General features: G+C 56.3%; 9 protein-coding genes. 6 read left to right on the top strand and 3 right to left on the bottom strand.

The window, feature by feature from the left end:
* Nucleotides 1-73 precede the first annotated feature (73 nt).
* On the top strand, nt 74-4,603 hold the full coding sequence (locus AC1DWG_RS03440) for an NACHT domain-containing protein (protein WP_477787209.1): 4,530 nt from the start codon (nt 74-76) through the stop codon (nt 4,601-4,603).
* A 329-nt stretch (nt 4,604-4,932) separates the two neighbouring features.
* Here the strand turns inward: AC1DWG_RS03440 and AC1DWG_RS03435 are convergent, their stop codons facing one another.
* Nucleotides 4,933-5,235, bottom strand: coding sequence for a hypothetical protein (locus tag AC1DWG_RS03435; protein WP_477762224.1), 303 nt, complete (start codon nt 5,233-5,235; stop codon nt 4,933-4,935).
* Between the two features lie 1,012 nt (nt 5,236-6,247).
* Here AC1DWG_RS03435 and AC1DWG_RS03430 point away from each other — a divergent pair.
* From AC1DWG_RS03430 to AC1DWG_RS03410, 5 genes are all read left to right on the top strand, one after another.
* Nucleotides 6,248-10,012, top strand: a complete 3,765-nt coding sequence (locus tag AC1DWG_RS03430) for a hypothetical protein (protein ID WP_477774113.1) — start codon at nt 6,248-6,250, stop codon at nt 10,010-10,012.
* Between the two features lie 351 nt (nt 10,013-10,363).
* Entirely contained in the window at nt 10,364-11,554 is a 1,191-nt protein-coding gene (locus tag AC1DWG_RS03425; protein WP_477762222.1) for a hypothetical protein, read from the top strand.
* A 4-nt stretch (nt 11,555-11,558) separates the two neighbouring features.
* Complete coding sequence (locus AC1DWG_RS03420; protein WP_477762221.1) at nt 11,559-12,734, top strand: caspase family protein; 1,176 nt, start codon at nt 11,559-11,561, stop codon at nt 12,732-12,734.
* Nucleotides 12,731-14,152, top strand: coding sequence for a hypothetical protein (locus tag AC1DWG_RS03415; protein ID WP_477762220.1), 1,422 nt, complete (start codon nt 12,731-12,733; stop codon nt 14,150-14,152). The genes AC1DWG_RS03420 and AC1DWG_RS03415 overlap by 4 nt, the downstream gene beginning before the upstream one ends.
* A gap of 8 nt (nt 14,153-14,160) precedes the next feature.
* Complete coding sequence (locus AC1DWG_RS03410; protein WP_477762219.1) at nt 14,161-15,615, top strand: caspase family protein; 1,455 nt, start codon at nt 14,161-14,163, stop codon at nt 15,613-15,615.
* Nucleotides 15,616-15,853: 238 nt separating this feature from the next.
* On the opposite strand, the gene AC1DWG_RS03405 is transcribed toward AC1DWG_RS03410, so the two are convergent.
* Complete coding sequence (locus tag AC1DWG_RS03405; protein WP_477762218.1) at nt 15,854-16,633, bottom strand: hypothetical protein; 780 nt, start codon at nt 16,631-16,633, stop codon at nt 15,854-15,856.
* Nucleotides 16,634-16,669: 36 nt separating this feature from the next.
* Nucleotides 16,670-24,550, bottom strand: coding sequence for a hypothetical protein (locus AC1DWG_RS03400; protein ID WP_477762217.1), 7,881 nt, complete (start codon nt 24,548-24,550; stop codon nt 16,670-16,672).
* Nucleotides 24,551-24,561: the final 11 nt, after the last annotated feature.

Genomic DNA, 24,561 nt, shown 5'->3' with positions numbered 1-24,561 from the left:
CTAATGATAAATAAAAACTTCTACCAGCTACGAAATTCAGTTCTCGGTTAAGAATGGAAGGCAATATACAGATATGGATTTTTCCAAAATCAGGGGTTTGGAAACAGGTCAGCGTCAGTCTTTCGAGTCGCTAATGTGTCAGCTGGCAAGAAGAGACAGGCCGGCCGAGGCGAAGGAGTTTAGACGGGTAGAGGGGGCAGGTGGGGATGGAGGTGTAGAAGCCTACTGGCTACTTACTAACGGCTCGAAAATCGGCTATCAGGCTAAATTTTTTACTCGCACAGGTAATATTGATTGGGGGCAGATCGATGAGTCCGTTGAGCAGGCAATCACTACTCATCCAACCTTGATCAAGTATGTCGTTGCCCTGGCATGTGATTTAACCGACAAGGCAGGCGTGAAGGGAAAGGGAACTACTGGGTGGGAACACTGGCAAACACGTGTTGCTAAGTGGAATGCTCGCCGGGCTGAGTTGGGTTTAAATGATATTGATTTTGTCGCATGGCCGGCGTCTGAAATCTCAGATAAATTGATGGCGCCAGATTGTGAAGGGGTGAGTCGTTACTGGTTCGGAGGCGTTGAGTTTTCTGATTCTTGGTTCAAAGACCATGTCGAACGAGCGCTGACATCACTGGAGGAAAGATATCACCCTGAAGATCATGTTGAGGTGGAAATTGAAAGATTATTTGAAGTTATTGGTCGAAGCAAGCTTGTAAAAAGCGAAATACAAGATTTTGCTCTGACGATTGAAGATAATTTTACTCGGCTGTCTTCGTCAACTTCAAGGTCCATCGCGGATTTGCAGCCTGATGTTGCTGCTGCTGGCCACATTGTTAGTGAGTTGCAGGGGGTTCTAGGTTTTGCTGGTTTAGAAAACTTCGACCCCTGGCCAATTGTAGCTAGTATTGAGATGGCGCGCGAACTGGTTAAGAAGATCAGAGAATTTCAGCGTAAGCTTATTTCGCAGCACTCCGGGAACGACAACTCAAGCCTAGATAAGTCCACGTATCAATTCGCGCTAGAAAAATGTAGCGGGGTGGTGGACGCGATAGATGGTCTAATTAGCTTGTTGGATTCTAAATACTTCCAGGCAGAGAGTGATCGCTGTGCGCTGATTGATGGAAGGGCTGGAACTGGGAAGTCTCACCTTCTAGGAAATGCTGCGCAGAAATGTCTGCGAAATGATCAGCCCGTTCTTCTTGTACTTGGGCAGCAACTGAGTTTGGGCAATGTTTGGCAGCAGATTACATCCCGCCTGGAGCTCACTGATATTTCTCCAGAGGCGTTGCTGCAAGCTCTTAATGCTAAGGCAGAGGCGCGAAGCTGTCGCGGTCTGATACTGGTTGATGCAATCAATGAGGGTGCTGGAGCAGCTCTATGGAAGAACGAACTGGCAGAGTTCTTCTCGCGGGTTCGTAAATATCCTAATTTGGCAATTGTGGTTAGTTGTCGAGCGGAATATACAAATTACATTGTGAGTGAGGCAGTATTAAAAAGCGTAGAAAAATTCAAGGTCTACGGATTTGCAAGTCCTAGTGAACAAAGACGAGCGGCCAAGGTGTACTTGAGTAATTATGGGATTTCTCATCCGAACAATCCTTGGTTGGCATCTGAGTTTGTAAATCCATTGTTTCTGCGCAGTGCATGCATGGCACTGGTGCAGTTAGGCGCGAAGCAGTTTCCTGTCGGGCTTCACGGCGCAAAAAGTATATTTAGTTTTTACTTAAAAAGCGTCGCTGTGAATCTGGGGGCGGGCTATGACGGAAGTAGTGAATTATACCCGTCGATGTTGAAATCATTGTTGGGGATCGCGAAGGCCATGGCTTTTGGTCGAAATGATTTCATATCGAAAGCAAGTGCTGAAGCCATTAGTAATGCTGCATTTGCAGGTTTTCCTATCCCTGTAGGTTTGACTTGGTTGACTGTGCTGCTTCGCAATGGGTTAGTTCGTCTTGATCCAAATCCGTTGGTAGTGTCAGATGATCCGTTTGCTTTAGCTGATGATGTCATCCGTTTCAGCTTTCAACGGCTGCAAGATCATTTAATTGCAGAGTCTCTGCTTGACGCCACTACTGATATCTCTGCTGAGCTCGAAGCGGGGATTTTGAGTTTTGTGCTAAAAGACTCTAAAGTTAGATGGGAGTGGAGTGGCTTAGTTGAGGCTCTGTCTATCCAAGTTCCCAAAAAATTTGGTGTTGAACTTTTTGATGTGATGCCGGGCAACTCGAAAAAGTGGTTGTTTAATCGTGTGCTCCGCGAGGCGTTTGCTGAAAGCATTCGCTGGAGAGATACCGATGCGTTTACCGAGAGAACTCTAGAGATTTTTAATGAGCTGGCACTAGAGGATGAACAATATTTCTTTATTTTGATTGAGCTTTGCGCGGGTAAAAAGCATCCATGGAACGCTGAGTTTCTTCATGACAACTTAATTGAAAGGAAGCTTGCTGATCGAGACGCCTTCTGGACGGTTAGGGTAAATGAACTTTATCTCGACGAAGGAGGTGCTGTTGAGCGGCTTTGGAGCTGGAGTATTCAAGACCAGACGCCCAAGACAGACGGAGAGGTGCAGTATTTGTGCTCTCTAGCTCTAGCTTGGCTCACAACGGCCTCCAATCGAGAGGTTCGCGATTACTGCACTAAAGCCTTGACTTCTTTGTTTGTCGCTGAAGTTAGGCTTTATGACAGATTGTGCGCGGCGTTTTCCAGCGTGGATGATTTGTATATTCTGGAGCGCGTGCATGCTGCGGGATACGGGGCGTCTTGTATTGATCCAACCATTCATCGTCTCAAATCGTACGCCGGAACTGCTTATAATTACGTGTTCAACACGAAAGACGTCCCTCTTTCCCTGCTTGTTCGCGACTATGCACTGGGGATAGTGGAAAGGGCAGTATCGCTGGATTGTTTAGATGAGGGCGTGGATTTGAATGCCTGTCGACCTCCATATTCATCGGCGCCTGCCAAACTGAATGTTTCGGACGCAAAGCTGAAGCGTGTAGCCTCTGCAGCCGGGGACGATACAATCTACTATTCATGCGCGTGCTTGATGGGGGATTTTGCTAGTTACGAGGTTAAGCCTCGGGTCAGAGATTTTTTGGACGCTGTGCTGACCTCTCCTGCACCGAAGTCACCCAGAAAAATTGAGGAATCATTCAAAGCGGAGGTCATAGCGCCGTACGCTAAGAGAGCAAAAATATTTGAGAAGATGCAGGAGCAAAAATGGGGTAGTAATCCTTTTACTGAGCTTTTAAAGGCCGGTAATAAGAAGAAAGCCAACATCGACGAAGCTATAAAAGCCATGGAGGCCTACCAGGCAGATTTGATGGCGCTTTTGTCCGATGATGAAAAAACTAGGTACACCCTTGAGTACAGTCACAATTTTGATCTTAAATCTAGGGGTACTCGGCAGCTGGCCAGAATAGATGTAGAAAGCGCGCAGCGGTGGGTTGCCCAAAGAGCTTATAGATTTGGTTGGACGTCCAAGCTGTTTCCGGATGATAGATCTAGGAGCGATGGACGTGATACGAGGCAGCGAGCTTTAACTGAAAGGATTGGGAAAAAATATCAGTGGCTGGCGCTTGATGAGTTGTTGTGTCGGCTGGCGGATAACTACTGGCTTGCTGAGTCGTTCAATGAAGACGCGAGGGTGTATCAAAATCCGCTCGATGTTGGTTTTCACAGAGATATTGATCCCACAATACTTATGCCTCCAACGGATGAACAGAAAACTCCATCAAAATTCTATGGCGTAGATCTCTGTGCGATAGATGTTGGCTCAACAAGCGAGGATGAATTATCTGCGTGGCCATTCTCTGCTGATTTTACAACTGAGTTTCCCAGTTTTATTTCTCGGATTGATGCCAGTGGGCGACATTGGTTGACGCTGTATGAGCATGCTTCGAACAGAATAAGGTACGAAGATGGTCGAGTAACTCAGCATGGGTTGAGGCAGGAAGAGTGGCGATTCCTGCTGCCGGTTGTAATAGATAAAAAGGATAGGCGTAAATTTATTCAATACCTTGAAGGCGAAAAAAGTATTGATGTTGACAGTTGGTCTCCGACTCAGCGTACGGACGCAGGATTTCTTCTTGAAGCTCCATGGCGTTCCACTTGGCCTCAGGAGATGTACTCTGACTTCAATTTCAGCAACGGAAAATCAATAAGAGTGGCGACTCCTTGTGTGAGATACTTATGGGAATCACATCTGGACCGCTCTTTGCCGAGCGGGACTGACACAATTTTGCCAGCTCCTTGGCTTGCGCGAGATTTAAAATTGAACCCTGCTCGCGGCACATTGGGTAGCTACTGCACTACTGATGGTAATGTTCAATTCATTAGTAGTGATGCGGCCAATGATGGGTCTTATGCATTTGTCGACAGGGAGCTTTTTGAAGATTTCCTTAAGCAGCATGGTCTAACGTGTGTTTGGATCTTCGTTGCAGAGAGGAGTGTGTGGCCTGGGGGATCTAACGAGGATGCTGCCTGGAGGCGTTCTGAAGGGGTCGTCTGGTTTGAGCGTGGCAAGCCTAAAATGATACAATGGGCGAAAGATGAGGCCAATGGTCAATCTAAAGAGTTTTTACCTGGTGCTATTGAAGAGTAATTAAGTAAGCGTTGGTAAAGCTGCCGCTATTTCACCGATTAGCAGTATTGTTCGATGATGAGGTAGCAACCAACGGATATAAGCAGTTAAGTAAAACTCCAGAGTGAGCGCGATCAGTCAATTTCAAATGCGCGCTCTTCTTTGGTTTTGTTCTGATTGCGGTAGGTGTGCGGTGGGCACTCCGATCATCGCCGGTAGCTTGATAGGAAATGGTATGGTGTTTGGTATTTTTGCCGTCTAATCTTACTAGCATTCCGCGTTATGCGGTCATGCTAGAGCCTGACCAGAATCAGGTAGCACGCCCGGTTCTGGCCAAGCTATTAGCGGTTTTACTTACGCGCCGAAAACTCAGCTATCCAGTTGTGCAACGCTGTAACGTCAGCCTCAAACACCGCCAGTTCAAGCGCGCTGCTCTGCAGCTCTCCTGATTGAGCATGCTCGAACACGGAGTAGCGGGTCATCAAATCATCAATAAATGAGCAGTCATCAGCGGTTACCTTGGCAACTTTATCTAGCTTGCCCTGGGTATTAATCGCGCGGCGGAAGCGGCCCACCACATCTGCCAGCAGAATGTACTCGATCGCTTTCTCCACGATGATTCTGAAATCACTACAAGCACTCTTGGCGAGCACCTCATAGCTATCGACTTCGGCATTCTCTGGTGCTTCTTCAAGCGCTTGATCGTGTGGTCGATCAGGCCCTTCACCGCGTTAGCTGGTTTGGCGTCTCGGGCACTTTGAGTAGCCACGATGCCGGCGCTTTTGTCCATCCTGCACCGTTCCGCTGAAAGCCTCAGGCCGGTCTATCGACTCGCAGAGAGTCCGGTAGGAGCTGTCCTCATCAATGGCATGCTTGGCCTTAGGCTGGGGGCATCCTTTTCAAACCATCCAAAGCATGCCCTCAGACACCCCCGGGTGTGGCAATCAGATAAACAGCCTGCCCGACGAAGCCTAGAGACTCTCAGGGTCGCCAAAGAACATCTGAATGAGGCTCTATTTCGATAGTTTTAGGCCGAAAATTGCCGGTTATGCCCATGCATTTGCCCCCACTCGCACTCAGTACACGAGCGATTGCGAACGGGTATCACTGACAGTGATCCAGTATGGCACTTGGTGGTTTTCGGTGGAACGCCCCATTTGAAATTGGCAGGTACGCCCGGAATGATCGTCATTGATCGCATGTTGCAGGCGCGCGGTGAAATCTTTCTGCGCTCGTAGCCAAATGCGTGGCTGGTCGAGCGCCATGATGAGCGGTCGCTGACTGCTGGCCAGCTGACCATTACTTCCAGTCAGTTGGACTACCATGCGCCGCGCGTATAGGTTTGCTTCCTGCAGGCCATACCTAAGTCAGTCATCTTGGTCGTTTTCCAGTTGAGTGCTGTTCGAGTGAAAAAAATGGTTCGTAGCCGCCCGGCAATCCATACCTCTAGAACAAGCTACACAGGTGACGCGTCTTGTGTTCATTGGTCACTTTTTGCGACGTTAAGATCCTTGCTACACGCACCTCATTTCAGTCCGCGCACCTGTCATTACTAATCTCCTCGGTGGTGGCAACTCCGTTCCGACGTAGAGTAGAGTGGCTCTCTGCCACCTGGAGGCGTTTTTACTCAGCGAGCATTGCTGGGACATTCAAAGGAGATTGACGTTGAAGTGGATCAAAGCGCTCGAACTGGAGCAGTGGGCCGATACGCTCCAAGCTAAGGATAAAATGCCAGGCCTCGTGGCCGAGTTGATTTGGGGTACTGCTTCGAAAGTCAGGAGGCTGAGGTTCCTGCAGGGTGACAAGGGCCAAGTTCGTGGTTTTGACGGATTTCTTGACGTCGACTCAATCTCCTCCTTTGTGCCTGATGGGATGTCTATTTGGGAGTTTGGAACCAACGGCGCCGGAAAATCCAAGGCTGAATCGGATTACAAGAAGCGCACTGATGAGGTCGATGAGAAAACCAGGACCAAGTGCACATTGGTTATCGTGACGCCTAGGACTTGGAATACGCCGACCGAGAAAGTGGAGGACTGGCTTGCTGAGAAAAACGGTCTCAAGGATTGGAAGAGTGTTGTCTATCTTGACGGCCCTTTGCTGGAGGATTGGCTTGCCAAATGCCCGGCCGTGGCATCTCGGTGGGCGAGTTGCGAGCTCAGAATCGCACCTCAGAATGGTGTTCTCAGTACGGAGGAGTTTTGGCAGTCCTTCTCAAGTCGCTTCGCACCTCCACTCGTGGAAGATGTCTTGCTCGCCGGACGCGAAACTCAAGCCGAGGAGCTGCTGCAGAAAATTACCCAAGAGGGCGGGCGCCTGGCATTTGCTGCTGACACCCCCGATGAGGTTATAGCTTTCACCGTCGCCGCTATACGCATGGCTCCCGAGGCGGTACGCAGACCGCTCGAAGCACGTACCGTGATCGTGGAGACAGAGGACGCTGCGAGATTTCTGATTAACACATCAAATCTCATCTATTTGCCTCGAAACGCTGCTCGCAGCTGCGCGGGGCAGCTCAAGTCTTATGGGCCCACAGTTATAAGTGCCGGCGCAGACGAAAAAAAGCACGATCACGTTGAATTGCGTCGACCAACTAGCCGTGAACTTGGTAAAGCTTTCGTCAAGATGGGTATGTCGGACGACGAGGGGTACGAGGCTGCACGCAAATGTGGGCGAAGTCTGGCAGTGCTGGCAAGGCAGTGCCCTGGCGGCACCGCTGAAAAGCCTACGTGGCTCGAAGATGCAAAACCGCTAATACCGGTAATGCTCGCGGGCGCATGGGTGTCCGGTAGCGAACTTGATCAGTCTGTTTTCAGCTCTCTGAGTCAGAAGGACTACGACGAAGCGGAGGACGAACTGCGCAAGTACCTGGTCATGCAGGACTCGCCCATCGAGTGCGTAGGCAATCTGTGGGCAACCAAGGCGTCAGTTGATGCATTCCTGCATCTTGCCCCCCTAATTGGGCGTAGGCACCTTCAACTGTTCAAAGATGCTGTGGCCACCGTCTTTGACAAAGCAGCACAGTCGCACACCCCCCCTAGTGCGGATGAGCCGTTCGTGCTCCACGATAAGCGTGAGCGCGAGACCTCACACAGCGACCACCTTAGAAACGGTTTGATGACCACACTGCTTCACATGGCTGTACTGCACGAGCCAGCAGGGTTCACCATTGCAGGTGGTCACCCTCAAGCTTTCGTAGATGACCTAATTCGTTCGCTCCCGGGTTTATCGTCCGATCACAGGCTGATGGCAAGCTTGGGACAAGATCTGGCGTTGCTGGCGGAGGCATCTCCTAATTCTTTTCTAGAGGCCCTTGAGCGTCAGCTTGAGGGCGCATCGCCTTCGATCCGTCCCATTTTTGACGAGCATCCTGGGATGCTCACCCCTGTCACATATCACTGCGGTCTGCTGTGGGCGTTGGAGGTGCTTGCTTGGGATTCCGTGTTGCTTGATCGAGCAGTGCTCTGCCTTGCGAAGCTTGCTGCAATTGACCCAGGTGGCAAACTGAACAATCGGCCTATCAATAGCCTGCGAGCCATTTTCCTCTCGTGGGTACCAGGGACCGCGGTCAAAACAAAGCGCCGGTTGGCTGTCTTGCAGGCAACTGTGCAAGCTGTTCCGAGTATCGCTTGGCCACTGCTCGCTAAGCTGCTGCCTCAATCTAGCGACAACAGTTCACCTACGGAAAAACCAAAGTTTAGAGAGTACGAGCAGGATCACGGTGAAACCCTGACTTACGGTTTGGTCTGGGAAAGTGAAGCTAAAATCGTGGCACTGGCGATCGATGAAGTCGGCCTGAGTGCGGAGCGTTGGAGCACACTAGTTGACGCGTTGCCCAACCTTCAAAATGACCCGTTTGAAGCGGTTGTCGACCGTCTCGACGAGGTGCTGAGCGCTTTGGAGGGGGACGCCCGAACGATAATCTGGAAGGCTTTGCATCGAGAGGTTAAGCGTCACCAAAAATATTCTAGCTTCGACTGGGCGATGCCGCAGGAGCGAGTGGAAAGGCTGGCGCACCTAATCGACAAGTACTTGCCCACAACGCTGGTGGAAACCTACAGTTGGCTCTTCGATGATTTCATGCCACCTGTTGAAGGGGTTGATGACGAGGATGCTGATCCGATCAAGGTTGTTGACTGCGCTCGCCTGAGTGCTTTGAAGGAAATCCACGAGTCGCTGGGAGTCCAGGGATTCCTGGAATTGATGGGGTGCGTGAAGGTTCCACGGCTGGTTATCTATTCAGCCCGAGGTCTTGAGCTGCCCTATGACCAGCTCTTCGAACTGTTCAGCAGCCTTATCAGCAGCTCTGTTCAAGAACTGGAACTAGCGGCGGGTTCGGCGATGGCGGATGGAATAGCTCGCTATGGGCAGAGATGGGAAAAGGCCGCACGCGCGGCTCTACAGAATGGCGTACTAAGTCCCGATCGTATCGGGCGAATGTTTGAGTCTCTGCCGGAGCAGATGCAAACTTGGCTGTACGTAGCGTCATTTGGCGAGGAGATTGAACGTGCCTATTGGACGCAAAAATCACCATACCCCATTGCTGCTGGCACAGAAGAGCTTCTGTTTGCCGTCGAAAAATACCGCGCTGTGGAACGCCCTACTGCTGCATTGAGTGCTGTATCGCGTCGGCTCAGTGAAATCCCAACAAATGATGTCGTGTCTCTACTGGCTGATGGCGTTGCAGAGCGAAATTCCAGCCCAGGAGCTCGGATGGCGTCTAGCTTCTTTGACATTGAGAAAGTCATCAGCGATTTGTCCGAGCGATCGGATGTCACGCTTCAGCAATTGGCGGGCTTGGAATTCATCTACCTTCCTGCGCTTCGTAACGATCCGCGAGCCCTGCATAGAATGCTGCTTGAACAACCCAGTTTCTTTATGGAAATGCTCTGTAAGGTTTTCAGGGCGAAAGATGAGGATCCAAGGGAAGTCTCCGAACATGATCGAAAATACGCTACTAACGCTTATCGCTTGCTCAAGAGCCTTAAGACGCTGCCCGGACAAACCGATCAAGAGGTGGACGAGCCTGCGCTGCTGGGATGGTGCTTAGACGTTCGACGATTGGCTAAAGAGCAAAATCGTCAGGCCATTGCTGATCAATTGATCGGTCAAGTATTGGCTCATGCTCCGTTGAGTCTAAAAGACGAGGCATGGCCTCATGAGGCCGTGCGTAGTGTCATTGAGTTATTGGCATCCGCGGAGATTGAGCGTGGCATCAGCATCGAAAGGATCAATATGCGGGGTGTATTCAGTAAGCAGATCGGGGAGGGCGGTGACCAAGAGCGTGCCCTGGCCCGTCAATCTCGTGAGTGGGCAGAAGTGTCCTCGGAGTTTGTACGTACCAGCGCAATGCTTCAGCGTATTGCCCAATCTTGGGATGCTGACTCCGAGCGTGCAGACACGGCGGCACAGCAGCAAGCCTTACGCTTTTGAAAATGAGGGGATCGTGGCTTCAAGATCACGATGCCCCTTTTGAGATACTTGCTTGTATTCCGTTCAAGGAGCTCGCTTATGCTGACTGCATTCCAGTATGGCACTTAGTGGTTTTCATCGACTCGAGTTCGGCCTTACGTTTGCTGCGTTACTGCTCACAAGCCTACCGCTTCCTCATTCCAGAGGGCAGTACCTGGGGCTCCTCAACGCAGGATGCTTGACGTTTGAGGCTACGAGCATGATTACCTTTGTTTCGCTCAGCAGCGGCAATCCTTGGATATTAGACGAACTTGCTATCGGTATTCCCGACTGCAATGTATCGATAAAAAGTGAGCAATTAAGGGAGCGGTCATGCCATTCGTCTTCGTTCATGGCGTTAACAATCGGAAAGGCGCTGAATACGATCGGGAGGAACAGGTAAGAGCAGCGTTTCTCCGGAAAATTGTCGCACCTGTCGTCGGAATTGATCCGGAGCACTCTGTCTACGCGCCGTATTGGGGGGGAGACGGAGTCAGCTTCTGGCGAGACCTAGAGGTGATCCCGAAGGGTAGCGAGGTGGAAACCTTTGGGGGCGGCGGCAGCGAGCTCCCCCCATCCTTGGGTATCAGCGTGGCGGACGGTGTCGTACAGAACGGCGATACCCTCGATGCGCTGGCGCGACGTCGTCCCGATGTGGCTATCGACTTGCTGTTCGACGCCGTCATCCAGGACGCCCAGACCGATGCGGACATCCGCGCTGTGGCCAAGGCCTATCAATTGGCTCAGGATCGATTGGCTGATCTCGATGCGCCATGGCTGGCTGAGTGCACCAAAGACAACGTGCTGGATCAAGTGTTCGATGGTATTAACCCGGTGGAGAGTGCCGGGAACGTCGAGACTTTCGGCGGCGGTGGCCTGTGGGGCATGCTAGAGGAAGGCGCAAAACGCCTGACGCTGCTCGGTCCTGATCAGCTTTCCCATGCTGTCGTGGCCGCGTCGCGCCGGCCCTTGACGCGCAAAGTCGCCACCTTCATTGGAGATGCGTTCAGGTATCTGGCGGAGCGCGGCGATGGCACGACGCCTGGCCCGATCGCTGCTGCCGTCCTCGAGTCGCTGCGTGAGGCCTCCGCCTTAGCCCGCGCAAAGGGCGAACCCTTGGTGGTCATCAGCCATAGCTTCGGCGGTGAAATCGTCTACGACATCCTCACACATTACGCCGAAGGTTCGGATCTCGAGATCGATGTCTGGGTTACGGTTGGGTCACAGGTCGGGCTGTTCGAGGAGATGTCGCTGCTCTGGGCTAGTCCCGGACGAACAGACCCCACCGCCGTTCCTCGTGAGGCCATCGCATCGCCAAAGCGTGCGAAGCGCTGGCTGAATATCGTCGACACCAATGATGTACTTGGCTTCCTTGTCCTGCCGACGTTCACAGGGGCTGTGTCCGCTACCGTGCATGATTTCAAATACAACACCGGCTTCCCCGTTACTGGCGCGCATTCCGGGTATTTCAAGTGGCCGAGCTTCTATAAGAGGTTGGCACAACGTATCAGTGGGAGAGCCTAAGCTGATGACCCAGATTCGACTGTTACTGTCGTCCGATGCTCCAGGCACTCATGTATTAATTATCGGTGTCGGGTATTACCAGCACCTGCGAGGAGGACCTGATTCGCGCGATAGGGTTCACCTGGGGCTCAATGTGCTGGAGTCGCCGCCGGCCTCCGCCATGGACCTGGCCCGTTGGATAATCGGAGGGGATGGCATCGGTGGCGGCTTGAACAACCCAAACGCGCCACTCACGACGCTGGAGATCCTGGTTTCTTCGCAGCAGAGCGAACAGCTAGATGTGGCCGGTGCGCAGTATGCGATAGAGCGCGCGTCGCTGCCGCAGGTCCAAAGCGGGTTCGATCGCTGGCTGGAAGAGGTCCGACGCCATCCCAACAACGTGGGCATGCTGTATTTTTGCGGACACGGCGTGATGGGCAATGGCCCGGAGCACATCCTGCTGCTAGATGATCATGGTGCCAACCGCAATCGGCCTTTCCAGACCGGTAGCTTCGATCTGTCAAACACCGTGCGTGCGTTGTGGCGCCAGGTGAGTGCCCAGCTCTACATCTTCATCGACGCCTGCCGAACCTATGACCGGCGCGTCGGCGACCGGATGGGAGCCCGACCGGCTCCCTTATTGGACGACGGAGCGTCCTCGGCTAACATTAATCGCGGCACCACCTGGATCGAATCCACGGGTGAGGGTTTGCCAGCCTATGGCGACGTCAACGGTGTGTCCCGCTTCACAGATGCCTTGCTACAAGCACTGGACGGCTATTGCGGTGCCCCGCAGCCGGGTACCCCCGTATGGCTGGTCAACGGTAGTGCGTTGTCGCAAGCCGTGCCCAAGTTGCTGGCGATGGTGAACAAGGAGCGCGGCGGTGAGCCGCAGGCCTGCGCGCCCCATCCCTCGGGGGCTGTTGATGCGCCGTTGCATCAGACCATGCAGATCCCCAAGGTCAAGGTTGAGATTGAGCTCTCGCCAGAGGCGCTGCGAGTGCTGAGCCGATACGAGATCCATAACCTAGTCGATGCAACGGTACCGCCCATCATTGGTGGTCAGGTCGCCGGCATCTGGCGCACGGAAGCCCGCAAAGGCATGTATGAGGTCCGTATCGCATCGACTAAGCCCTATGCAAGTGGTGCCCAGTTTTTCGAGCCGCCGCACTATCATTTGCCCGTCGAGGTGCAACCATGAGCCGGCAATCGCTGCAGATCCAATTGGTGATACGGGGTGAACGCGGTTACTCACGATCTTTCCTTCCCGTGAGCATCGTTGACGCCCGAGGTCAAGTGCTCAGCACGGGCACGGTCACGTCGCGGAGACCTACAGAATTGGGCTACGAGCGCGGAGACAACCCTGTCTTCGTCCGATTGAACCTGCCCAATGGCACAACGGAGACGCGACCACTTTTGACGGGCGACCGAATATGGCACGACGAAGTGACGTTCCGAGTTGGTGACGATGTCGCTACGTCCGATTGGATGGCTTGGTCTGCCGCGCGACTTGATGTGAAGCGCCAAGGTGGCGCCTTGCTAAACCAGCCTGGCATGGAGGACGCATGGTTTCAACTTTGGGAAAAGACCCCGGACGCCGTGCGTTGGCGTCAGGTCCCGATTGAATTGCGACTACGCGAGCTTCACCGCTCGCGGGAGGCTATCCAATTGGAGCTTGGATATTCGCAGTATCCTCGTGCTCTGGTGGTGCGTCTCGACAGCGATAGTCCCCAGATCGTGTCGTTGCCGATTTTTGAAACGAGCGTGCTCGTGATGATGTTGCGGACGCTCTCCGGAAGGGTGAAGCCTCGGGTGGTTGTTGGCGGGTATAGCCCGAATGCCGAAGCCATCATGGAGTTCCTGCGAGCTGGCCGGCTAGGCTCGGTGGAAACGCTACTCGACCCCGGAAGCGAGCTCGCGCACCGGCTGCTGCACCTCAAGGTTGAGGATCCCATCGCTGCGACCGCGGCAGCCTACTACCTGCTTCGCAAGCGAGATTGGGATCGGCTGCCCCCCCTTTGGCTGGATAACCTTGCACACTGGTATGAAGGAATTCCAGATGCCCAATTGATCCGTGCCGCTAGCCGGATCGAGCGTGGGATGCCAATCGGCGATGCTGCCAATCTTGCGGTGGAAACACTGTCGCATTTCCTTGATCGCGGCATTCCACTGTTCGCCGAAGCGACTTGGTTGTTGAGTGATCTCCTGGCACTCGCGGAGAAGGCTGAGGAGCCGCTCGACGCTCGGATGGCCAAATCGCTGCGCAAGATGCTCGCCTCCTCTCGTCCGTCAGGTTTGAGCTTCGGATTCGCGGGTAACGCACCGGACAGGCCGATGGCCGCGCACGATGCTTTCGAGCAGCGCCAAGGTACACAGAGTGGGCAACTGCTTGCCGAAGCCGTGCGACAGATACGCGATCTCTCGGTTTTGAGGCCTGCCTTGCTGCCGTCACCGCTGGACTTGGAGCCGGCGAGCCGGCAGCTTAGGGTCGCCGTCGACGCCCTCAGAACGGGCGTGGACGTGCTGCTGTCAACTCCGAGGCGCTCCGTGCCGGGCAGTGCAGCCAAAACACTATTTCTGCGAGAAGTGCTGGGCGAAGAAAAGAGAGACGCGCAATGAGCCGGACCATGAATGCGCTCTTGATCGGCAATGCGGAATACGAAGACGGTGATGTACTTAAGAACCCGGCCAACGATGCGCAGGACATGGCGGCCGCCCTGATGCAGTGCGGCTTCACGGTGATCGAGAAGACCGACTGCCACCGCGAAGGAATGGATCGCGTCCTCAAGCGATTCCAACGCACGCTGAAGGGCAGCGATGTGGGGCTATTCTTCTTCGCTGGGCACGGGGTACAGGTCCAGGGGGAGAACTATCTCGCAGCGGTAGATACGGACGCGAGCGATGAGATCTCGCTCAAACACTCTTCGCTCTCGCTCAACCGGGTGATCGAAGTCATGGAGAACTCTGGCTGCGCGACCAGTATCATTATTCTTGATGCGTGTCGCCGCAATCCGTTCGGCCGGGCCTGGACGCGCGCGATTGCCTCTCGCGGGCTGGCACCGGTGTATGCGCCACGCGGCACGCTGATCGCCTTCGCAACTTCGCCGGGCCAGAATGCCAGCGATGGCGCAGGTCGGAACGGTGCCTACACGGCTGCGCTGCTGCAGCACCTGGCTACGCCCGACTGCTCTATCGAGAACATGTTCAAGCGAGTGCGGAACTCGCTGAGCGCTGCGACGAGAGGCAAGCAGATTTCTTGGGAGCACACATCCCTGGCCACCGAGTTCTTTTTCAACCTGAGCCTGGGAGTGCGCATCGATCTCTATGACGAGACGGCGCTTAGTGACAGCCTGTTCGTACTGGATGATGCCAAGGCCTCGCACCGCATGATCCGGGAACTCAAGAGCAGCACGTGGCCGCGCCAGAACCCGGCCGTGCTTGAGCTCACCTCCGCGGTAGCCAATCGAGTTTCCGTCGACGGTCTCTTCGTGTTGGGCCGTAACCTGTATCAGGCGGCTTGCGGTGAGTCTAACGCGGCTGTGGCATACATTAGCGATTTCGCGACTCGCTCAGCTGGCATCAAAGAAGAAAAGCGGAAGGCACTTCTTGATGGCATGCTCTTCGAGGCGTTCTATGATCGCGACGGGAAGCTACGTAAACGCTTCAAACTGCGCAAGTTTGGACCGTTATTTGCCTTGCAGCGCCACAAGAGTCTTCACTCGAGCTTCGACTTCATCGCGGAATGCCTGTTGCCAGATGCAGCTCGTTTCCATGCCATCCCGGGCAAGCGTCATGAGGTAGTGGTCGACGTCGTTACTGCTCCTGGTGCCCGTGAAGGGCACCACATACTTTCCGCAGTACACCACGGGGGTGAGGACATCCTATGGGTTGAAGACGAAGACTATGAGCCGAAGCCTGGCGATCCACCGATGCGCGAGCGGCTAACGATAGACAAGTTTGAGGCACGGCTTGCTGAGCAGATGGTGGTGGCACCACATCTGCTGTGCATCAACTATCTGTCGTTCGCACGCGAGGGCACCGAAAGAGTTCACTTTCCTTATGGTTGGACCGTCAGTCGGTAGTGAGGGCAGACATAGTCGTTCTCAGATCAGTACTCCGGTGATTGGCAATGGATGTCGAGGCGGGTTACCGATGCCGCAACCGCAAGGCATTGAAACGGTATGGGTCAACGGGGTGTTGTCGTTCAGTCAGAGGCCCCGCACTGGTGAGCGGGGCGGGCGATTCCTTCGGCGTGGGGACTCGTTCACAGATGACTCGTTCGAGAGTTGAATGTCCTGAACGTGTTGTGCAGGCGCGTTACTAGACCACCTTCAGCTTGGCAACGCTCTTGCCATCGCCCACTCGACCGAAGTTAAGGGCTGCGTAAATCGCAGACCAGTTTCCAGGAGCACAGGTAATACACCCATCGGATTCACGCCCAGGGTGAATGTACCTGTCGCCCTGATGCCCGATTCGAAACCACACGGTAGCAAATTCGCCGTAAGGCAGCCCCAGGTCATGGGGAAAGTCAGCGATCTCGACATCGTGCGTGCCTTTGGGAGGCGGGGAGGTTGATTTGGTCCTGGCGGGAAACGGTCCCACCGACTTCGAGGTTCCTCCCTCAGCCCAAGTCACTGTGACGCGTCGATCGTAGGTTTTTCCGTCGATGACCACTGGACTGGTTGCGACATCAAACAGCACTTCCACGCTGGATTTGCGCTCTGCCGTTTCCTTGAGGTTGCCCTGTTTGATATCGAATGTGTTGTTGGCATAGATGCCTTCATTGATTACACCGAAATCCCGACCATCCACCTGAGAGGTCACGGTGACGGCTATCCCGGATGGCAACGATGTCCGAGTGCCGGACATGTTGACGCCCATCCAGCCATCTGTCGTGGCCGGTATGAACTTTTTCAGTGCTAGCAGGCTGGCAGGTTGTGAAGAGGCCTGCTCGGGTATCTCCCCTCTCAACAGACGGCCCTGGAGCCTGTCGACCGTTTCCTGCAGATCCGTCAACTGTTGCTTGAGCCGTTGGAGCTCCCCCGAGTCGGTGGACTTGCTTGCTTGGCTTTCAGTCTTGGGGCTTCGATGCTTTGGCATATTTTTCCTCACTTAAGGCCGAGTGGGTGTTTTCTCTCACGAACTTGAAGGCACGTGCGTAGTGGGCCAGTCGACTTCGGGATCGTCCGGCAACCATGTTCCACCGACGGCGTTGATCTTTTGCACCGCATAGCGTCGTGAAGCTTCGAGAGTGCCTGGGGAAAAAGTCTGCCAGTGATAGACCGCCCGACGGCGCACGATGCCGTCCAGCAGATCGCGTGGGTCGACCAGTTCGATGTCTGTTGGGGCCGGGCCGTCGGCATACAAGGAGACGCCGACGTTGATCCCTTTCGGTGTCCATTTGGTATCGCTCATCGCATTGGTGTCCCAACCGTCAAGGGTCAGCAGCGCGAAGCTGGCTGGGTTCGGCGTGAGTTCAGGGGTGGCGAGCATGCTGAAGGACAGGCTTGCCAGAGGACGACTACCGTCCGTGTCTTCGACCAATACCACGCGAAGCATGAGGATATCGCCAGCCTGCAGGGCAGGCGAGGACTCTGGTTGCTCTTTGATCTGCGATAGACGATCGGTTTCGATGGAGAACGTGAGGGTGTCGACCGAGCGATCATGATTGAGCTTGAGCATGAACGCCATGCTGTCGGCATCGTAGATTGCTCCGATAATGGCCGGGTTGTTTGCATCGGTTTGGAACAAGCGCGTAGCGTCCGGTTCGTTGATGCGGATACGTTCCAGATGAAGTTTGACGCACTGTAGCGGTGCCCCTTCAGTTGCAGTCGGCGGGTAGCCAGCAACCTCTTCGCTTTTGAAGGTGACGCTTTGAAATAGAGGCGCAACTTTGTCCCCAGGCGTCGCAGACCGAATTGCCAGGGCAGCTTCGATACGTTCGCCGGGTGCGAGTTTGGAAAGGTCTGCCGCCAAAACGATATCGTTGCGCGGGTTAGCGGGCGAAGTTTGTCGGCTCACTTGCGCGAGTGAGGTCAGGCGGTCGTTGTATTCCGGGTCGTCGAACCGAACATACACAGGCGTTTCGACCTCGCCTTGCGCTGTTGCGCCGGTCATTAGTGCGAAGCGTGCGCGGCGATGCAGCCGGAACCCGCTGGCCTGCGTCTCGATACTCAGCAGCAATTCAAGCAAAACCGGTGTTCCCGGTGGTGAGCTGCGGACCGCTTCCAGGGCAGTGGCCCCCGTGAGGGTGTTTGTGAACCCCTGCAGGACCACCGGCTGTGCCTGTGAGTCGCTGGCCCTCGGTAGCGGTGGCAGGTTGGCTTTGACGATCGTATAGCGGTTGGCTCCGATCACCAAGGCCGCCATCTCGATCGACCAAGCCTCATTGGGCACTTCCCCATAATCCTCCATGGTCTTGAGCGTGATCGAACCTGCCCAGTCGCCCCGCAGAATACCTTTGGCTGGCGCGTTCATCTGGATCTTCGATGCCCAGCGCGAACGCGGAGCGCGGTTCAGGCCCGGCGGCTCGCTACTTACGCCGACTCTGGACACGCGTTCACCATGCACCAGCACGGATTGCGCCGTGCCCACGACGACATGGCCGAGCTCGTGGGAGCTGGCACGTGGCCGATCATTGGTTGCGAGCAGGGGTGGCCTGGGCTGCCGAGTGTGCACCGGCAGTTCACTGGCCCGAGCGCGTTTATGGACTTGCAGAGTGCTTTCTTCCAGGGAAAGACCCATGCGCGACGCCGACCAGGAGCCCGGGCGAAGCGAAATACGGGTGGTGCTCGAGAAGGCCGGGGCAAAGCCCCGTTCTGTACCCTCGGACTTCACCTCTGGGGGCGTACCCGTTGCATGTGATGCAGGCAACAGGCCGCGGGGTGTTGCCGCACCAAAACCTGATGGCAAAGCGAAAGTCAGCTCATAGGGCCCTTTGTCTGGGGCCAATGCAAAAGGACGCAAAGCAACCGTTTCCCGGTCAGCGAGCCAATAGGTTTTACCTGCCTCGCAGGACAGCAATGCGTGTGCTCCTTCGCTCAAGGTCCAGCTTGTTTCCACCCCCGTCGCCGTAAGACGCGGTGTCCAGGACGCATCGGGCCCGGATGGGAGCGGGTCGCTCGCCAGAAGCGCCGGTCGGACCCGCAGCGGAGAGTAGCCTGTAAACAGGCGCTCACTGGCAGGCGCCACTGGCCCGGCCTCGAGCTGCGCTTGTGGCTGCGGCGCCGCAATGTCGACCAACGCTCGGTGGGACTGGAGAGCATCGTCGGCAGGGTCGTTAGATCTAAGCAGGTAAGTGCGCGGGAGGGGGATATCGGGTAGCAGGCCGAAATCCTGCCTGCGGATCATCAGCAGGGCCTGGCTGGCCCAGGGCGCGCTCAACTGCTGGGCCCGCCTGGCCCAGAGCAGGACTTTTTCGCGTAACACCTGCTCTGTAGTCTCGCTGTCAATCTGCAACGCTCGCGTCGCCACACTGATGATGCTCCGCCTGTCCCTGGAGATGGCTTCGACCTGCAGGATAAAGGGGATCTCTGCCTTCGGGGATGTTGCATTCAAGTCTGGTTCGTCGCTCGGCACTACTACAAGATTGGCGGCGGCATTCTCGAGGAAGCGTCGCAGCGCATTGGCATAGACCGATAGCTTGAAGTCAGTACCCCTTTTGAGGTCGTTGTCGTTGGCATCCTTCAAGCTAGCGAAGAAGTCGGCGGCCTCGATGCGCTGCGAACCGGCGAAGCCGAAGGCCAACGGATGCGTGTCGGCTGCTGCGCCCGCGTTGTTGTCAGCAAAGAGACTGGAGAGGATGAAAGCCGTTCCGGCAGTGGGCAGTTCACCGTCGGGCAGGGCACCACCGGGGCTCCGCACCAGTGGCTGGAACACCGCCCGGTGCGCCTTGTCAGCGTTGAACGCGGTGACTGCGCTGGCGCGATCGGCAACGGCGCGGCTGGTCAAGGGCGATCGTGCCAGCTTGCTCAGCGCGGCTTCGATGGTGGGAAATCGATGGGCCTCATAAGCGTCGCTGTCCGGCAGCCAGCGCGTGGTGTGTTTTCCGGCTTCCAGCCGCGACGCGAGCATGCGCTCCAGGGCAGGAGATGCCGCGAGTGGCGCGGGGCCTCTGGCCCACAAACCGAACCCTGGCAGCCCCAGCAGCAAGGGGGCGGCTACACTTTTGGCCAGCGTTGCGGTGTCTGGACTTGAGCGGTCGAAGGCAAGCAGGACGTGGTTGGAAAACTCGATCGCCAGCGCTTCACAGGTAGAGACGGCTGCCTTGACACCTGCGGCGAGCGGCCCGGCGAGACCGCCGCAATCAACCACGGCGGCGTGGTAAACATGGGGAGCAGCCCTCAGGCGCTTGGCAAGGTCACCGACCAGTGGCGCGAAGCCGGTACGCGAGAGCCTGATCTCCGAAGGCAATGCCGGCGCTATCCGCTCCGACAGTGCAGCCGCGAAAACCTCTGCCGAGGATAGCCAGACGACCTGATAGACCTTCCAGCACATCTCAAGCGGCTCATGACCATCTTTGGTTACCCGCGAAAGCTTGTGGTGCACTTCGATCATCAAGGGTAGGCGTCGCTGCTCCGCATCGTGTTTGTTGAGGCTATCGGGCGAGATCGCCTGACCGTCGAACACCAGCCGGACCTGGTGTTGGAAGCTGCCGTTGTCGACGGCGAAATCCGCCGAACGCCCACCGCGCTCGGCTTGTTCCTTGATCACCGGCCAACTCAGTGCGTTATTCAGCTCGAGCTCGCCGTGCAGCCGATAGCCAAGTGACGGGATTGCCCCCTGTTGGTGAGCGTCGAGACTGTCAAGGCTCAACTCGATGCCGGCCCTGCGTACACCCTTGAAGGTAAAGTTTGCACGCAAGCGTCTGTCCAGGACTTTGAAGCCGGGCAGACCGTCTGTACCCTTCACCGGGATGAGCGCCGCCAGAGCTGTGCCGACTGCATGCTTAAGGGTGAAACCACCGAATAATCTGACCTTCTTGTTCTTGATCTTCTTCGCCACCCAGCGCAGTGTCAGCACGCTTTGATCAAGCACAAGGTCGCTCTGGACCGATACATCGGCTGCTACCGTCGTCTTGTCGGAGAACTCATGGACCAGACCGGACGCCGTGGAGGATTGACTGACCAGGTCGTAGATGATTTCACCTTTGAGGCTAGCGCCAGGTTCTCCGAGAAGGAGGCTGTAGTGGAGGGTGGCCGAGGCGCCAGTGGTTGGAACAATATTGTTGTCCGCGTCATATTCTGCCGCTGGCAGCGTCGCGGCCAGCCTGGTCGGGGTGAGTTGGTCCATCAGGTATCGCGACGATTGAGGGCCTGACTCAATGATCAATCCGCGCGCATCATGCTTGAGCGTGCGCTTCACGCTGAACGCCTCACCGCCGACCACGAACTCTATGGTGGCCGTTGTGTTACCGCCCAGCCCAGGTAGGCTATCAAGGATCACCCGTGGCGCGAGGAGGGCGTCTGGGCCTGCAAAAGGGAGTTCGATCTTGCCATCTACCGCCAGTGTTGCTTTGTACTGGTTGCCGTGGCCAGTGAATTCCAGCGTCAATGCGACCTTTCCCCGGGCCGCCGGAAGGGCTTTGGAAACCGGCACGCGCAGGCGCCCCAGGATCTGGATCCTGGTCGGCAGGGCAGTGCCGATCTGCACAACTTGCTTCAGCTCCATCGCTTCGAAAACGAGACCGTCGACGATGATTGAAGCGTCACGCAAGTCCTTGTAGGCCAACGACCAGCGAAAGCCCGCAAGATGATTGTTTTTCCGGCTGGCGCTGTTGGCGCGCTGCACCGAGTCCGCGGTGCCAGTGCCGAACCAGTCCAGGAAGTTCGTTTCTTCGCCGGACCCCGTTACGACGGGAACGTCTGCGCACCAAAAACTTGCCTTGCCAGCGTTGATCACGACGATGGGATCGATCAGGGTCATGAGCCTTACAGGTTCCTTTTCCCCTGCGTTATTTTTGTCGGGCCCTTGTGCATTGTCTTTGACGGTTCGTATGAGCACTTCGCCGGGGATTGCCGGTTCGGATGAGAGTCCGTATTGGTCGATGAAGCCGCCATCGCGACGGCGGAACAGGTCGGCCACGCCGAATCGCAGCTCAATCTTCTCTGAATCGCGCAAAAAGCTGCCCTCCAGACCAACCAGATCGTTGTACGCAGGCAATCCTGCAAACTGCCATGGAGTTTTAGAGGCGCTCGCCAGATTGAATTGATAGCGGCCAATTGATGTCAGCTTTTTCTTCGCAACCGTCACCTCGGCCGCGACCGACGGTGGTTGGCTCAGCGGGTAGCTCATCTCGCCGAAGACGCCTTCGAGGGTCCATTTATCCTTCGAAAGCCTGCGAAGCAGCGTCCGACCATCGAGGGCGGCGAGGGCCGCCCGACGGTTCAGGTCGAGACGCACCCGGTCCCAACCATTGGTCGAGGTGATGTAATCGAGTTGATTGGGATCGGCATTATCGACTTTCAGCCTGCAACTGGGGCCGTTGCCTTCCAGAGGGGTGAAACACGCCTCACTGACCGGCGGCAATGTTCCATTGTGACCGGCAAGATCAGGGGCGGGAGCCGGTGGTGCCGATGCCAGGGCATAGCGTTCGTCACGCAGTGCAAGATCGTGCCGGAAGAAGGCGCACACCCCGGTGGTATCGTAATTGCCCCAGCCGGCTCCAAGCTCCAGCCCTGTTGGCTCCCGTTCGCCGACTTGCAGCGATACGCTTGGCAACGTTGTGACCGCCATGGCGATCTCGTCAAACCAGGGTTGCGTCTTCATGAGCGGTGCAAGCGGGCGTGTCAGGGTTGCGGTTTTGAAGGCGCCGAGCTGGGTCCACTCCCCCTTGATGGTGATTGCCATCGTGGGGGTATCGAATGCCAGGGGCGCCTCATACCTCAAGCGGGCGGCCAGCGGACGCTCGTTGACGACCAGCGGGGCCAGGGCCCGGACGCCGGAGGGTAGTGTCCGTTGCGTCCCGGTGACAGCCAGCGGCAGTGTCTGGATAGTCGGCAGGCTTGCGTGGGCCAACCACATCCAGGGTTGCAGGCTACCAGGCCAGTCCTGGTCCCGAGGCCGAACGTCCAGGTGTGTCGTCAGCGTGACTGTTGCCCCCGACGCGACTTGAGCTTGCCCACTGTCATTGGCGTTGATCTTGAAACCTGACAGTGAGGCTTCGAGACGGATCGCAGGTCCCGCGAGGGTCCGCCCCTGTTGCCACAGCTGCGCCTCGATGCCCCTGAGCAGGCTCGCGGATACGGCTCGCAGGCCAATAGTGCGCAGCGCACGCTCGGCGTGATCGGGCAGCAGACGTTCGGAGGTCTGGGCAAAGGGCGTCACAAGAAAAAGGTTATCGAACGACGCAGTGGCTCCGGACACATTCACTTGGGCGCTGACCACTACGCTGCTTTCGATATGGATGGCAAGTCTGGCGGTGCAGGCGGTCGCCGAGCCCAGGCTCAAACCCCAGATACGTTGTGCCGGGTCATGATGGCGGCGCTCCGGACGATTGCCGAAGGTTAGTGCACCCGACAGCCCGCTGGGCATTGAAAGCTCTGGCGCTGCGGATTGCGGTTCCGCCCTCTGCCCAAGGGCAGTCAGCAACGTCGCGAGATTACCGGCGATGGCGTTGGGCAGTGGCCAATGCAGCCAGCCTCCGGTAATCGGCGTAAAGGCCCACAGAAGGTCCAGCGGCATATGCGCGACGGGAGGCGACAGGCCCGCCGCCTGGCGGACTGTCTGCGCCGTTTCGATGATTGGCAGGGCCAGCGTTATTTCTGGTGTCTCCTGCGATGCGGCGCGTTGGCGGAAACTGAAGCTCTCGCCCTTGTCCTTCGAAAAGTCGTAGAGGGCCACGATGCCCTCGGCGGTGGCGGGGTCGCCGACGGTGACCGACAGGTCGAAACGACCTGATCCCTTGGGACCGGGTACGCACCGGACACCGTTTGCCTGGATGGTCAGCGTCGAGAGGGCGCCTGCACCGTCGGGCTGATCGGAGAGCCGAATGTCGAGCCCTGGGCAGGTGATCGTCAGGGGCTGGCCGATGCGGCCAAGCAGCGGGCCTTCAGCCTGCGCTTCCTGCCAGAACAGGTGTTCGGGCAGGACAGGAGCGTTGGGTGCGACCTGCAGCCAGTTAGGCCGGCCAGGCGCCTCGTCGCTGCGGCGCAGTATGGCTTCCAGCTGCCGGGTCGTGTCCTTCCAGGGATCGTAGCCGGTCTGCGGATCGATCCATGGAGTGAGACCGCGTACCGATCCACCCGTGTCCGGATCGACTCGCACGGTAGCCTTGAACCAACCGCTTACCTTGAGTGGGCTCTTGTCCTTGTCGCTCATCCACGGAATGGCTCGGCACCCTGTCAGGCAGAACCCGTCGGGTAGGAGCACGATCTGGTTCCAGTGCTCCGGCGGGACCGCTGAGGACGGCTCAGGCGGCTCCAGGCCAAGCTTCAGCCGCAGGTTTTTCATGTAGCTCGCGTCGACAAGGTAACGCAGGCTACCGTGCAGCAACTGCATTGCTGGCAGGAAGGTCCTGGTCATGCCAGCGGGTACCGGTTGGCCACCGAACGGCGCAACAACGAGCGGTGTACTGGCCGTCGGCTTGGCGCCATTGATAAAGCCGAGCTCGGTTAACTTGACCTTGCGCACCGTGTCGTTGTCGTCGACATTTTCGTTCGCGATGGTATCAACAGCCAACAGGCTCATCCGCGTTGCAGAACGGTTGCTGTCGTCGGCCTGGAGCAGGCTGGCGACCTGAGCACGGAGCAGAATGGGCGTTGCGTAGGCGTCAAGGCCACCGAGAGTGTGCGCCGTGCCTTCCTCGAACAGCAAGCGCAGCGCCGGAGTCTGGGCCGGGTCAACCGCCTCGTGCAGCGTGATGCCAAAGGACCAGAGCACTCCCATCAGCCGGATCCTCGGCAGCTCCAGGGTGGTCCATTGACGCGCCGATTCTTGACTGGCCGAACCGCCGTAGTCCTTGGTACGTGGGGTGAAGTGCGGCGGAAACAGTGCTCTGTAGATGTAGGGTTCGGCCACGATTTGTCTCC

This window comes from Pseudomonas sp. P4_B3, from assembly GCF_056402295.1.
The sequence above is the reverse complement of the archived record's forward strand: the minus strand, read 5'-3'. Positions and strand labels throughout refer to the sequence as shown.